Genomic DNA, 14,041 nt, shown 5'->3' with positions numbered 1-14,041 from the left:
TAAATAAAAGATAACGAGTTTTAAGCAATGAAAAGCAATGAAATGTCCAAAATGTGATTCAGGGAGACGAGGAGATAAACAAAATCATATTTGCGCTGATTGCGGTCGCCAGTTCATTGATAACTACTCAGTGCTAGGATATTCCCTCGATGTCAAAAAAAATATGCCTAAAAATGTACTGCAATGGTATGGGCTTTAGACAAATTGACAGATGTACCGATGTTAGTCGCAACACTGTCATCAACTGGGTTAAACAAGCAGCCCAACAATTACCAGAGCATCCACCGACTCACTTAATATTCGCGATTTGAGGATAAATTTTATTGCTACAAACATTAGTAGCCGCTCAATGATTCCTACAATTGTAGAATTTAAAGATAAAAAAGATGATATCGATTTAGAGTATCGAAATTTATTTTTTAGAAAATTTGCAAGTGACATTTTCAAGCAACTTCAAGAAAAAGTAAAAGCCTTATCTAAAATTCGATTTAAGTGATCCAGAATGGGAGATCATTGCCCAAAGAGTCAGGTTCAATAGCAACAATCATGATCGAATTGCACGCACAGGCAAGAGAACAAGTTAAAAAAAAGCCAAAGTGGTCAACTTTAATCATCGTTGATTCACAAGCCACAAAAAACACCTGTAATGCAAGCATTGAGTCAAAAGGGTTTTGTCACTACAAGTCCACCAACGGCATTAAACGACATCTAGCTGTTGATACATTAGGTTTCCCATTTTTTACGTACTCTACCAAAGCAAGCGTATCCGATGATCGGGGATTAATTGAAATGTTTGAGCAAAATATTGACTATTTCAAATCGAAACCACTGAACGTTTCCAAGATAACGATAATGGATCACGGGTATAACCCTGAAAATCTCACAAAAGAACTGGAGAAGATTTATCCACAGATTATGACTAAAATCAAGTTTAAGCTTGCACCAAAGCTATCAAAAGCAGAAAAGGAAGCATCGAGAAAATCTGGTTTTGTAGCTATTCCCGTGCGTTGGGTAGTTGAAAGAAGTAATGCTTGGGTGGAAAAATGTAAAAGCCTTGTCAAAAACTTCGACAGAACTCTCGACAATGCTAATGCTAGACTCAAACTTTGCTTTATCAGGCTTATGCTTAAGCGCATTGCTAAAGCTTCCTAAGATACCAAATGAGTTCTAACATTTTTATAATTTAGCTATTGCCATAGTTCTTATGAAACCGATTGGGGCTAGAGCTATATTTCTTAAAAAACTTGCTTAAAATTCCCAAATAATCCATCTCAATGTGATTCGCTTTTAACCAAATCGCCACACAGTTAATGGCTAAGCAACCAATTCCTAAAAACATCAAGATAAAGGTGGGAGCCATCACCACACCCACAATATACCAACTAATTACGTGGGAAATCATTAGGAGTGCATAGACGATCGCCCCAGCCGTAATTGTGAAAATTTTGATAGGCGATCGCTTAAAAACTGTAAATAAAATCGTTTGTGATGTAGCGATCAAATTAGCAGGCACAAGAAATGCACAGATCTCCACACAATGCGATCGCGAGAAATTACCCAGTGAATCGCCCAAACAATACAAATCTAACATTCAGTTAATCCTTCTCTCTTCCCTCAAAGACTTCTCAATTAGTGAGTTAATCCCTTATTACAACTGCATATACCGTAGCACGAGCTTCTAACTTCCTAAGTATTTGTTACTAAAAGCAATAAACAATCGCAATACAGAGCTTTACCCCAAAATTTTAAAAGTGCCGCGAAGCGGCACTTTTAAAATTTTTTATGGATTTTTGGGACGGACAATACCAAATACAGAGGTATAGCCATGCAAAAATGTGGTTCCCCCTACAGGTCCTATCTCTCCTGAGCAGAAAAAGCCACTCAGTGGAACTAACCCAATATGCTTTTGTAATAGCTCTGAATCAAAATTAGGTTTAGCGTATAAGCGCTCACCACGACCCATACAGGAAAACATCAGGGCTGCTGTCGGCGAAACATTGGGAGCTTCTAAACTTAACTGATTGGTGTAGTTAACTAAAGCTTCCTCAAGATCCTCCGCAGATGCCTTGCCATCGCGTAAATGCAATTGAATTCTCTGCCCCGGACGCATCCGATCGCCTACCGCGATCGCCCCAGAACGCGGATCGACCCCAATAATATTCCGAATTAAGAAATCGCCTTGAGAGGGATCAGCTTTAAACTCATTCATCACTACACCGATGAATAAAGAATGCTGCGCCAGTTCGCGATCACTCTGACTCAGATCACCTACCGTATCTTGTAAGAGCGTAAGCGGCGGTTTGCCTTCCAATCCTAAAATCAAATTGCGTTCGCACTCCGAAACCTGCAAGACTCGACCAATAGGACGACAGCCCTGTGCAACTACGGGATCAATAGTTACATCTCCCCAGAGTGCTACTCCCAACAATCCTGTGCGATAGAGTTTATATTTATTTTCTTCATGGAAGCAGAACAAAGCATTGGCTCCCATACCGCCACTGCTAGCTAATCCGCCCACCTTAACCGCTTGAGGATAGGCAAAATCAAGCCCCTGAATCAAATCATTGATTGGAAAGGAAAAGGGATCACCAACTAATACAAAGCTAGGCAAGTTTGCAGGATCAACGTCCGTTAGTTTTTCCCAGCGAGCGGGTGAGCTATCAAGATCGGGGAGATCATTGTCATCTAAATGAAATACCTTCGCTTCAGTATTGGGCAAATGACCTACTAATAAAGCGATCGCGGGTTTATCTTCAAACTCACGACCATTGCCTACAATGCCACCGCCTGAGCAACCAATTAATTTCTTAATAGGTAGATGGTCAGCAATTAGAGGCAAAAGACGCGGATAGTCGCTAGCAAAGGCAGTCGAAACAAATAAAAAGCCTAAATCAAGCGATTTCTCACCTAGCGCCGCAATAACTTGCTGGGACAGGTCTTGCACCGCAGCTTCCAAGGATATTTTCGTCGAAAGACTACTAATCCAATTCATACACCTAGCCCCAACTCAAGTTCACTTCCAATAGTTCTTTAATAAATTGCTTGAAAGGATTTGAAATAAACCCTCTATATGTAAGCTTAGTATCTAAGCTTACATTGCAGCGACATAATTCCTACATTTGCCCTAAGTTCCTATAAAGATTCTCATTATAGCTATAGCTACTCCAGCCGTAAAACCTAATAGAGAGTTGCGGTGCAAAACGCCGAAACTCTCTATTAGGCATAATTAATAAACAGACCCACAATCTTCGGCGCACGGGCAGCTTGTGCCAAAGGGTTTAGGCTTTTAGTTGCTTAGCATTTTTTTTAGTTTGTGGAAGCGCTGCATTTCAGTTTTTCAATCTTCTACAGAGTACTGCCTTCCCCGATTATTAAATTATTGTCAAATCTATTGCTCCCTTCCCACCCAAGGATTAGTGTTGCGACGCGTCGCAACACTAATCCTTGGAGTAATATTTTTGATAAGTTTTAGTAACCTTTTCTAAAGTGCTTTAATTTGAGCGCAACACAGGCAAATGTAAAGTTATTTGAAGTAGCCTTTGATCTGCCAAGTCTTGGTGAGACGCTGAAAGCACAGTAAAATAACTTCGGTAACCAACTATAAAGATTTGGTTGTCAAGTTTAAGTTATATATAGTTTACAAACTTTACAAATACATTTACAGATACATTTATTAAAGCTAAATCAACGGAGAACCTTATATGCCACAGGATGCAATCACTAGCCTGATCAGTACTTACGATGCTACTGGCAAATATTTCGATCGCGATGCCTTGGATACCCTCAAATCATATTTCGCGACAGGTAGCGCCCGCCTCGGAGCTTCGGCTGCAATCACTGCTAATGCTGCTTCTCTTGTCCGCAAAGCTGGATCGCAATTATTTGAAGAAGTACCCGATTTAATTCGTCCCGGTGGAAACGCTTATACAACTCGTCGCTTTGCCGCTTGCTTGCGTGACTTGGACTACTACTTGCGCTATGCATCCTATGCCCTAGTTGCTGGCAACAACGATGTCCTAGACGAAAGAGTATTACAAGGTTTACGTGACACCTATAGCTCTCTAGGCGTACCCATTGGACCTACAGTTCAAGGTATTCAAATTTTGAAGCAACTTGTTTTTGATTTGGTGGGCGAGAGTGCTGATTGGCTCGCGGCTCCTTTTGACTACATGACCCGCGAACTTAGCGAAAAAAATATCTAATTAGCTGACCATACTACCCAAAAGCTATGACGCACGCGCAGTGTGTGCCATAGCTTTTGTTTTTTGTGTCCTCATCACAAATGACGGCAACTATAGCTGTAGTCACTTGCATTAGGACAAACCAAAACCCAAGAAGCGAGTGGCGGCGCTTCGCGCCGCCACTCGCTTCTTGGGTTTTGTGTCCTCACAAGACTGGCTATGTCTAACCAAAAAAGAAGGGTGTTAACCGCCCTTCTTTTTTGGTTAGATATAATCTTCAAAATGATTTAAGATTGTTAATAATCGCACAAGCTCGATTTTGTCTAGGAGAGATTTTATATATGGCTTTAGTACCAATGCGCCTGCTGCTCGATCATGCGGCTGAAAATGGATATGGCATTCCTGCATTTAACGTCAACAACATGGAGCAGATCCAATCGATCATGCAGGCTGCTAATGAAACCAACAGCCCTGTAATCCTACAAGCATCTCGTGGCGCGCGCAATTACGCAGGTGAAAATTTCTTGCGTCACTTAATTTTGGCTGCTGCCGAAACCTACCCTCATCTCCCCATCGTGATGCACCAAGATCACGGTAATGCGCCTGCAACTTGCTTCTCGGCAATTCAAAATGGCTTTACCAGCGTGATGATGGATGGCTCTTTGGAAGCTGATGCGAAGACACCTGCTAGCTACGAGTACAACTTGGAAGTTACTTCTAAGGTTGTCGAAGTTGCCCATGCTTTTGGTGCAAGCGTCGAAGGCGAACTCGGTTGTTTAGGTTCCCTTGAAACTGGTAAGGGTGAAGCTGAAGATGGACATGGATTTGAAGGTGCGTTGGATCATTCGCAACTTCTTACCGATCCTGATGAAGCTGCTGACTTCGTTGAGCGTACTCAGGTTGATGCTCTTGCAGTAGCGATCGGTACTAGCCACGGTGCTTACAAGTTCACTCGCAAGCCTACTGGTGAAATTTTAGCCATCAGCCGTATCGAAGAAATTCACAACCGCTTACCTAATACCCACCTTGTTATGCATGGTTCTTCTTCAGTTCCTGAAGATCTACTTGCTTTGATCAATGAGTATGGCGGCGCAATTCCTGAAACCTATGGTGTACCTGTTGAAGAAATTCAAAAGGGTATTAAGTCGGGTGTTCGTAAGGTCAATATTGATACCGATTGTCGCCTTGCTATTACTGCTGCTGTACGTGAAGCTTTGTTTAAGGCTCCTAAGGAATTCGACCCTCGTCACTTCTTGAAGCCTTCGATCAAGTACATGCAAAAGGTATGTGCCGATCGCTATGTGCAGTTTGAAGCTGCTGGTCAAGCTAGCAAGATTAAGCAAGTTAGCATTTATGATTTCGTTCCTAAGTATGCAAAGGGCGAATTGAAGCAAGTTAGCCGCCAAGTTGTTAAGGCTTAAAGCTTATAAAGAGCTTGAAAAATAGCTTAAGAAAGAGCTTTGCTGAGCAAAACTTGAGTAAATCTACTTTTTAGAAAATTAAGGGGTGCATTGCACCCCTTAATTTTTTTGTGGTGAAATTGTGCCAACACTTTTATGAATTAAAAACCAAGCCCAGTAAAGGTTTTAAAAACACAAAATGGCGACGCTATGTTGGGTTTTGGTATTACTAGGTTTGGTTTTCAAATAACAAAAGTGTCACCATACTTTTGTTATTTGGTATTACTATATTTGCAGCCAGTATTCATTAAATTTTGCTCATGAGTTCCAATTTGTTTTCTGCTGCTGAGTCAAATAGAGCAACATCACTCAAAAAGCCTAAGATTTTAGTGGTTGATGATGAGCAAGATAATCTGGATTTGCTATATCGCACTTTTCGGAGAGAATTTGTGGTATTTCGTGCGGAAAGTGGTATCCAAGCCCTAGAGATTCTGGCAAAAGAAGGGGAGATGGCAGCAATTATTTCCGATCAACGAATGCCTGAGATGAAGGGAACTGAGTTTCTTAGTCGGACTGTTTCCGACTTCCCTGATACGATGCGGATTGTGCTGACTGGATATACAGATATTAATGATTTGATTGAAGCTATTAATTCGGGGCAAGTTCATAAGTATTTAACTAAGCCTTGGGAGCCTGAACAATTGAGGTTAGTGGTGTCCGAAGCTGCTCAAAATTATGACTTGTTGAAGCAACGTTCGGAGGAGTTATTTCGCTCTCAAGCTCAAAATGCTTTGTTGTCCGTAATTGTAGAAATTGCTCAAAAATCACAACAAGTATCCAACTGTGTATTGCCATTGGCAAGTGCTTTTTGGCAAAATTTTGGGGCGGATGGGGTGATGTTGCAGTTAGCTGAAAATGGGGCTTTAACTGACACTCAGGCTATTTGTGGTGCTTTGCGCTGGGATTTGGCAAATAATCCGCTAGTACAGATGGCGATCGCGTCAGGGGAATCACAAGTTTGTTTTGATGGAGATGATCCCGACCAATCATGTAAAACCTATGTGGCGATCGCGATTACCTTCCGCCAGAATGTTTTAGGCATATTATTTATGGGATGGTTAAATTCCCATGCTATTAACTCTAGTGATGTAGCGGCAATTCAGCAATGTGCAGATGAAGTCGCGATCGCCCTTACCTGTATTCGCTTCTATGCCAAACGAGGTTCAATTGGATAGGGCGATTATTAATTTATTAATATCGATATGTTGAGCAGTTCATTGGTGTAAATATGGAACCAGTTTCTCTTTTTGTTGGTTTGTTAGCGATTGTGGGAACAGGTTCGTTAACCAAGGTTGGCGAAAATATTACCGATGAGACAATGAAACTGGCGCGATCTCTTTGGTCAATCATGCGCCGTAAAGCGCCAAATACGCAGATTGTAAGAGCCATTAGCGCGGGTAAAGTTTTGATACTCAGTAAGCTGTGATTGATGTCGAGGCGATCGCTGATGATCCTGAGATAGTGAAGTTGTTGGATGAAGTGCGATCGCTTTTGGCAAGTAATCAACAACTAGCGGCAAAGGTCGAAGAGTTGGCGGCACAGACTAAAATTGTACAAGTGATGGCTAGTGATATTGAGGGTGTAAACCTTCAGGCAAAATCAATGAAGCAAACAGCACCATCGGGCAGTGGCTCAGTCGAGCAGACGATGCTAAAAAATGTCAAGGTAACGGGTGATATTGATTTGGGTGATTTAACTCAGGAGGCTTAGGCGATGGAAGAGTTATTAGAACTGAAGGGATTTTTGCTAAGTGGCAATATCTCCGATGCTTTGTTGTTGGTTGAGGAGATGACAGAAATGAGCAAGGATGACAAAATCAACAAGATTTATAGCTTTGCCAAAATCTTGCTGATGCATCTGATCAAACAACGTGCCGAAAATCGCACTACAAGATCGTGGGATCTTTCAATTAAAAATTCGGTACGAGAAATTCAGCGTACTAACCAACGACGTAAGGCTAAAGGAAATTATTGCGAACCTTCAGAACTACGCGAGACAATAGAAGAGGCTTATGATATTGCGTTAGATGCTGCTGCGGGTGAGGCGTTTGAGGGAAAATATGAGTCGGCTGAGTTGGGTGCGATGGTCGATCGCAATGCGATTATTAATCAGGCGATCGCTTTAGTTTCTGGAGATTAATGTATGAGCGAACAACCGCAAGTTAATCAAACAGGATTTCAAGATGTCTCGGTTGGCGGTAATTTGACAGCCAATCTCGATCAAAGCGTTAATAAAACCGTCATTCATCAAGCGTCAAAAGTAAATCCGCCCATCCCTGACAATGTACCGATCGCCTCACCGAACTTTGTGGGACGGGTGAAAGAACTAGAGGACATCCATGCCAAGTTGCAAGGGGGACAAGGGGTAAGTGTCTGTGCGGTGGAGGGGATGGGCGGACTGGGCAAAAGTGAACTTGCTCTCCAATATGCTTGGCGCTATCGACAGGAATATGCGGCGCGGTATTGGTTGTCGTTGCGGGGTGTGGGTTTGGCACAGGCGGTGGTGACTTTGGCGAGTCGCTATCTAGATTTGCCTAAAGTGATGCAGTCGCAAACCGTAGAGGCTCAAGCGGAATGGTATTGGCAAAACTGGACACCGACTGAGGGGAAGGTGTTGGTGATTTTTGATGATGTGACCGATCTGGCGAGTATTCCTAGGCAAGCTAGACCATTGGCGGATCGCTTTCAGATTTTGGTGACGACCCGCAAGCGTAAGTTCCATCCGTATTTTGCGGATATTCCCTTGGATGTGATTTCTGAGGCTGAGGCTTTGGAGTTGTTGGCGAAGTTGTTAGGCAAGGCGCGGGTGGATCGTGAAGAGATTGCCGCTAAAGCAATTTGTAAATATTTGGGTTATTTGCCTTTGGGTGTGGAGTTGGCGGGGCGATATCTGCAATTAGATGAGGATCTGTCGCTGAGCGATTATCAACAACGCTTGACCATTGCCGATGAGTCATTGGATTTGCAAGAGACGGAAGAAATTAATGCGACGCGAGGGGTGATTGCGGCGTTTGAGTTGAGTTGGCAAGAGTTGAGCGCGGGTACGGGTAAGGTGGCGATGTTGTTGGGGTTGTTTGCTCCTGCGGATATTGCTTGGGGTTTGGTGGAAGATGTAGCAACGCAACTAGACCTGATAGGCAATAAAAAGACAGAATCGTCATCAAAAACTTTGCTCAATAAAGCTCTTAGTTATTTTCGATTAAACCGACTGAATTTCGATGAATGGGATTTACACAATGCGAGGAAGCTGCTTATTAATTTGCATCTACTCAAATCAATTGATGAGGATCGCACAAGATTTGCGGTACATTCTCTGATAAGAGAGTTCTTCAAATGGAAACTTTCTCAAGAGCCTAAAACAAATCGCCTGTTTCGAGAGGCTTTTGTTAAGAGATTGCTAGCAATTGCCAAACAAGTGACTGAATCTCCGACGCAAAATCTGATTGCAAATATAGCTCCTGCTATTTCTCATTTAGATATGCTGAATCGTGAGATGCTCGATGATATACCAAATCATGAAAAAGATGTTGATTTATTGTGGGCATTTGTAGGAGTTGCTAGATTCTATCAAGGACAAGGACTATACGCACTTGCAGAAGACCATTTTCAAAGGTGTGTGATTTCCGTGCAAAAAATTTTAGGTGAGCAACACCCAGCTTTTTGTGTCAGTCTAACTAATTTGGCAAAAATTTATGCTATTCAAGGAAAATATGAAGAAGCTGAATTGATGTATTTGCAAAATCTAGATTTGCTGAGAAAAGATTTAGGCAAAAATCATGCTGCTGTCTTACTAAATCAAAATAACCTTGCAACCGTATATCATGAGCAAGGCAAATATGAGGATGCAGAATCTCTCAACAAAGAAACTTTAGATTTGAGGCAAAAATATTTAGGTGAGAGTCACCCTGATTTTGCTGCCAGTCTATGTAACCTTGGAGCGCAGTACTATTCGCAGGGAAAATACAAAGAGGCAGAACCACTTCTCCAAAAATCTTTGAATTTGAGAAAAAAATATTTAGGTGATTGTCATTGTGATGTTGCAGATAGTCTAAATAATCTAGCTCATTTGTACTATCTACAAAAGAGATATAAGGAATCAGAAACCCTACATAAAGAAGCTTTAGTGTTGAGGCAGAAACTACTTGGGGATAGACATCATGATTTTGTAACTAGTTTGAACAATCTAGGAGCATTGTATACAGATCAAGGGAGATATGAGAAGGCAGAACCACTCTATAAGCAGGCACTGAGTTTAAGAAAAGAGCTATTTGGAGATCTCCATCCTGCTGTTATACAAAGTTTAAATAACCTTGCAGTTTTATATTATAAGCAGGGAAGATCCGAGAAGGCAGAAGCACTCTATAAGCAAGCTTTAAATCTTGCTGAACAGGTAATTTATCCAAATATACAGTTGCTTCGGGAAAACTATAAAGAATGCTCAAAAAATAAGAAGAGTAAGCCAAAACCATCAAACAAAAAAGGGTTTGGAGGAATCAAATAGGCATCTAACGAATTATCAATGTCATTTTTATACTATCCGCAAGGGAGATACGATAAAGCGGAACCACTCTATCTAGAAGCTTTGCAATTGATGCAAGAACTGTTAGGCGATTGCCATCCTGATGTCGCTACCAGTCTCAATAACCTCGCAGAGTTGTATCGTTCGCAAGGAAGATATGAAGCAGCCGAACCATTGTATAAACAAGCCCTTGCACTGAGGCAAGAACTGTTAGGCGATTACCATCCCGATGTCGCCATAAGTCTCAACGACTTCGCAGCTTTACGTTACCACCAAAATCGTTATGATGAGGCGGAATCGCTATTTTCGCAAGCCCTAGAAATTTGTGAATTTGTTCTCGGTAGCAATCATCCCAATACGCAAAACGTTAAAAATTCCATTGCCTATTTACGAACGAGAAAAGGAAAAAGTTAAAAGGAAAAAGGAAATGGCAAAAGATTTATTTCATGATGCAGTCAGAAATGCTCTAATCAAAGATGGTTGGCAGATTACTGATGACCCATTCTTCTTGAAAGTTGGAGGTGTTGAATTTTATATAGATCTTGGAGCCGAAAAACTCATTGCCGCCGAACGCAATAATGAAAAAATTGCCGTAGAGATCAAAAGTTTTATCAATCCTTCATCGCTAACGGACTTTCATCAAGCGATCGGACAATTTCTTAACTATCGAGTAGCATTAAAAGCAAGAGAGCCAGAACGCAAACTATTTTTAGCAGTTCCAAATACCGCCTACGCAAGCTTTTTCCAAAAAGAGTTTGCCTATATGGTTATTGCTGAATATCAATTAGAAATCTTTGTTTACGATATCGAAAGCGAGGTAATTATCACATGGAAAATCTAGAAAAAATCGCCAAGTATCGCACCATCATCAAAGAGATTTTGGGACACTATGCCTCCTACAAACCCTCTCATGGCGAGATCGAGATGCAGTTTCTATCGGATACAGAACACGATCACTATCAAGTATTAGGTGTGGGATGGGATCAAAAAACACGAGTTTACGGTTGTTCCATGCACTTAGATATTAAAAATGGCAAGATTTGGATTCAAATCAACAATACCGAACTCGATATCGGTCAAGCCCTCGTCGAAAAAGGTGTGCCAAAAGAAGATATCGTCATCGGTTTTCAGCCCGTTTATATTCGCCAAGTTTCAGGCTATGCGATCGCCTAAAGTACCCATCCAAATCCCCCAACTCGCTATCTCTGTCTTTGCAGCCATCTAAAATCAAATTAGCCCAAATTCTTCAACTAACTCGACTATGACCATCAAAGAACAACTCCTTCAAGAAGTAGAAGCATTCCCTGATTCACTCCGAGCCGAAGTTCTCGACTTTGATCTATTTCTCAAAAACCGTTACATCGATACAGAAATTACCACCGAAGAACAAGACACGTTCCTCGCATCTCAATCCGCCTATGAACTAGGAGACTATCTCACCCTCGAACAATACGCATCAAATCAGGCATGAGCTATCAAATTATTATCCCTAAACCAGTTCAAAAACAACTGGATAACATCTCACAAATTGAACGCGATCGCTTAATTGTGACATTACGCTCTCTAGCCGATTAGCCTTGTCCGAGCTTGGATGTTGGAGAAGTTGCAGCAAAAACAAGCAATCATCAAGGAGACCGAATTTGTTGATTGAGAATTATTTTGCAAAGATTAGAAATATACTTTCCAAGCTTCCAATTATTCAAAGATTTGAAATTGAGACAGATGGACAGAGCTATGCCGTAGCCGTAGCCAATGCCGAAATTATTATTCAGGAATGGCTAGCCAATTGGGAAATATAGCGATAGGGTTTTAAAACTATTCGCACATAATTTAAAGGAATTTAGAGTGAAAATTCATAAGTGGGCGATCGCCATCTTATTGTGGGGTTTCCTATTTCGGGCTACTTGCGCCATTTATTTGAATACAGGCTTTGACGAAGCTTACTATTACCTGTATACCCAAAATCTCAACTGGAGCTATTTTGACCATCCCCCGCTAGTCGCTTTGACAACAGGGCTAGGAGTATGGCTTACAGGCGCAGTTACACCATTTACGATACGGATTGGTGGGATTTTGCTTTATACAGGCACATTAATTTTTTCCTACTTAGCTAGCCGCAAATTATTTGGCGATCGCACAGCCACGCTGACTTTAGGGATTTTGACAACTATTCCTATTTTTCAAATCGCCTTTGGTATTCTCACGCTGCCCGATAATGCCTTGATGTTTTTCTGGGCAGCCTGTTTATGGGTTGCCGCCGAGGAGTTTTTCCCCTCTAGCGATGTCTATGACACCAAGCCCTATCAGCCAACTTCCAAACTCGCGCTGATCGGCTTATTGGTGGGCTTAGCCTTTTTAGGTAAATATCACGGTGTATTACTAGGCGGAGGCTTAGTTTTATTTTGTTTAGTTAGTAATCGCCATCGTCGCGCCCTATTATCTATTTGGACGTTGGCAGCGATCGCCCTATTTATGATCGCCATTTCCCCTGTGCTGTATTGGAATTCTCAGCATGAATGGGCTTCTTTCCGTTTCCAAAGCGCTCGTGCAGTTCCATCTCAGGGCTATAAATTCGAGCGATTATTAGTAACAATTTTGTTAGCGCTGGGCTATCTATTCCCCACTTTTGGGTTTCCGTTATGGTGGACAAGTTTTCGCACTCTTGGGGAATTGACGCTATTTAAGCGCAAACCCCAAGCGGAACTAAACGCAGAGATGGAAGAAACAGCGATCGCCCAAGATTTGCTTTATCAAAAGCGCTTGCTGATTTTGTGCCTATCCATGCCCATTTTCTTTGGTTTTACCTTTATGGGCGGCTTTATTCAAATTCTCCCCTCATGGCATATGCCCGGATTCTTTGGTGCAACCCTGTTATTAGGCGATCGCGCCGCCCAAGTGCAGCTAAAGCGCCCCAAATTCATCCGCAATTGGCTTTGGGGTTCTGGGATGGTAATTTTACCGCTTTTGTTAATTGGTTTACTCCATGTGCATTGGGGGATTGCCCAAAAGGGTGGTAATGCCGCGATCGCAGGTGGATTCTGGGAAGCCAAGGACGATCCTTCGACGCAGATGATTGACATTGAGCAGTTGCGTCAAGCCTTTGTCGATTCGCCTGAGTTAAAAGCGGAATTACAAAAAGCGGATTTTGTATTTAGCAATAGTTTCTTTGTGGCGGGACAAGTGGGGATGGCGATCGAGCCACTGGGCAAAAAAGTGACCTGCTTCGATGAAGACTTACGAGGCTTTGCCTATTGGAGTAAAGCCGAAGATTTTGTAGGCAAGACTGCCCTCTATATCACTTCGGAACAGTTCATGAAAGATGAGCGATTTCCCCAACCGCTAGATAAATATAAAGGCTACTTCCAATCCTTAGAAAAAATTGCTGATGTTCCCATTAAAAGAGGCGGACAAGCCGTACAGATTTTCCCCGTCTATCGTGCTTCCCCGATGCTAAAGCCCTATCCCAGACCCTACGGATCGACCTCCCTATAATAAAGTGGCGGCACGAAGTGCCGCCACTTTTTACTTTTTTGTTAGTTTTTGATTTGCCCATAGCCACCTCTACCATTGCTATATCAAGGAACAAAATTTGGGAGCATCTCAATTAGGCACTGAGTAGAAATACTTAGGAGAAAAGAGAGATAAAATAGAAAAAAGATTATCCAGACCAAGCAAATGACACCAGAAGAAAGAGGAAGACTCGAAGCCTGCACCAGAGAGATAGCAGAAATCCTATATCGGGATGCGGAAGCCAAAGATGCAGAGCAACTGAAAACGCTAGAAGGCATAGAAATAGCCGTGAGAGAGCAAATGTTGGAGAACGTGAGTCCAAAGGTGGGAATTTTTTTGTCGAAAAAAGCAGTGGGACAAAAGCAGGAAAAG

16 protein-coding genes and 2 pseudogenes are annotated in these 14,041 nt (G+C 42.0%); 16 read left to right on the top strand and 2 right to left on the bottom strand.

Features of this window, described 5'->3' with window-relative positions:
• Positions 1-37: 37 nt before the first annotated feature.
• Positions 38-257 (top strand): annotated as a pseudogene (locus tag H6F42_RS21915) (IS1 family transposase); the annotation flags it as partial.
• Between the two features lie 289 nt (positions 258-546).
• Complete coding sequence (locus H6F42_RS13370; RefSeq protein ID WP_242018443.1) at positions 547-1,152, top strand: transposase; 606 nt, start codon at positions 547-549, stop codon at positions 1,150-1,152.
• Positions 1,153-1,183: 31 nt separating this feature from the next.
• Here H6F42_RS13370 and H6F42_RS13365 read toward each other — a convergent pair whose 3' ends face one another.
• Complete coding sequence (locus tag H6F42_RS13365) at positions 1,184-1,591, bottom strand: hypothetical protein (protein WP_190399867.1); 408 nt, start codon at positions 1,589-1,591, stop codon at positions 1,184-1,186.
• A gap of 189 nt (positions 1,592-1,780) precedes the next feature.
• Positions 1,781-2,992 carry an FIST N-terminal domain-containing protein gene (locus tag H6F42_RS13360; RefSeq protein WP_190399866.1) on the bottom strand — a complete coding sequence of 404 codons (1,212 nt, stop codon included), beginning with the start codon at positions 2,990-2,992 and terminating at the stop codon, positions 1,781-1,783.
• Positions 2,993-3,701: 709 nt separating this feature from the next.
• Between H6F42_RS13360 and apcB the strand changes: the two genes are divergently transcribed.
• The 14 genes and pseudogenes from apcB to H6F42_RS13290 all read left to right on the top strand — a co-directional run.
• Complete coding sequence (gene apcB / locus H6F42_RS13355) at positions 3,702-4,202, top strand: allophycocyanin subunit beta (protein ID WP_190399865.1); 501 nt, start codon at positions 3,702-3,704, stop codon at positions 4,200-4,202.
• A 320-nt stretch (positions 4,203-4,522) separates the two neighbouring features.
• Positions 4,523-5,602 (top strand): class II fructose-bisphosphate aldolase, encoded by a 1,080-nt coding sequence (fba, locus tag H6F42_RS13350; protein ID WP_190399864.1) that lies wholly within the window; start codon positions 4,523-4,525, stop codon positions 5,600-5,602.
• Positions 5,603-5,901: 299 nt separating this feature from the next.
• Complete coding sequence (locus H6F42_RS13345; protein ID WP_190399863.1) at positions 5,902-6,816, top strand: response regulator; 915 nt, start codon at positions 5,902-5,904, stop codon at positions 6,814-6,816.
• Positions 6,817-6,869: 53 nt separating this feature from the next.
• On the top strand, positions 6,870-7,067 hold the full coding sequence (locus tag H6F42_RS13340; RefSeq protein WP_190399862.1) for a hypothetical protein: 198 nt from the start codon (positions 6,870-6,872) through the stop codon (positions 7,065-7,067).
• Positions 7,064-7,351, top strand: coding sequence for a hypothetical protein (locus H6F42_RS13335; protein ID WP_190399861.1), 288 nt, complete (start codon positions 7,064-7,066; stop codon positions 7,349-7,351). Before H6F42_RS13340 ends, H6F42_RS13335 begins: the two co-directional genes overlap by 4 nt.
• A 3-nt stretch (positions 7,352-7,354) precedes the next feature.
• A complete protein-coding gene (locus H6F42_RS13330) occupies positions 7,355-7,780 on the top strand; it encodes a DUF29 family protein (RefSeq protein ID WP_190399860.1) in 426 nt (141 codons plus the stop codon).
• Between the two features lie 3 nt (positions 7,781-7,783).
• Positions 7,784-10,141, top strand: coding sequence for a tetratricopeptide repeat protein (locus H6F42_RS13325; RefSeq protein ID WP_190399859.1), 2,358 nt, complete (start codon positions 7,784-7,786; stop codon positions 10,139-10,141).
• Between the two features lie 18 nt (positions 10,142-10,159).
• Complete coding sequence (locus tag H6F42_RS13320; protein ID WP_190399858.1) at positions 10,160-10,573, top strand: tetratricopeptide repeat-containing protein; 414 nt, start codon at positions 10,160-10,162, stop codon at positions 10,571-10,573.
• Positions 10,574-10,586: 13 nt separating this feature from the next.
• Positions 10,587-11,000 (top strand): element excision factor XisH family protein, encoded by a 414-nt coding sequence (locus H6F42_RS13315; RefSeq protein WP_190399857.1) that lies wholly within the window; start codon positions 10,587-10,589, stop codon positions 10,998-11,000.
• The gene (locus tag H6F42_RS13310; RefSeq protein WP_190399856.1) at positions 10,988-11,332 is read left to right on the top strand and encodes a XisI protein; all 345 of its coding nucleotides are present in this window, start codon (positions 10,988-10,990) and stop codon (positions 11,330-11,332) included. The genes H6F42_RS13315 and H6F42_RS13310 overlap by 13 nt, the downstream gene beginning before the upstream one ends.
• 88 nt (positions 11,333-11,420) lie before the next feature.
• The gene (locus tag H6F42_RS13305) at positions 11,421-11,630 is read left to right on the top strand and encodes a DUF2281 domain-containing protein (RefSeq protein WP_190399855.1); all 210 of its coding nucleotides are present in this window, start codon (positions 11,421-11,423) and stop codon (positions 11,628-11,630) included.
• 169 nt (positions 11,631-11,799) lie between these two features.
• Positions 11,800-11,958, top strand: a complete 159-nt coding sequence (locus tag H6F42_RS13300) for a hypothetical protein (protein WP_190399854.1) — start codon at positions 11,800-11,802, stop codon at positions 11,956-11,958.
• A 46-nt stretch (positions 11,959-12,004) separates the two neighbouring features.
• Positions 12,005-13,651 (top strand): glycosyltransferase family 39 protein, encoded by a 1,647-nt coding sequence (locus H6F42_RS13295; protein WP_190399853.1) that lies wholly within the window; start codon positions 12,005-12,007, stop codon positions 13,649-13,651.
• Positions 13,652-13,834: 183 nt separating this feature from the next.
• Positions 13,835-14,041 (top strand): annotated as a pseudogene (locus tag H6F42_RS13290) (ISKra4 family transposase); the annotation flags it as partial.

It is taken from the genome of Pseudanabaena sp. FACHB-1998, assembly GCF_014696355.1.
GTDB lineage: Bacteria > Cyanobacteriota > Cyanobacteriia > Pseudanabaenales > Pseudanabaenaceae > Pseudanabaena.
Note: the sequence above shows the minus strand (reverse complement) of the source record. Positions and strands in the feature narration are given on the sequence as shown.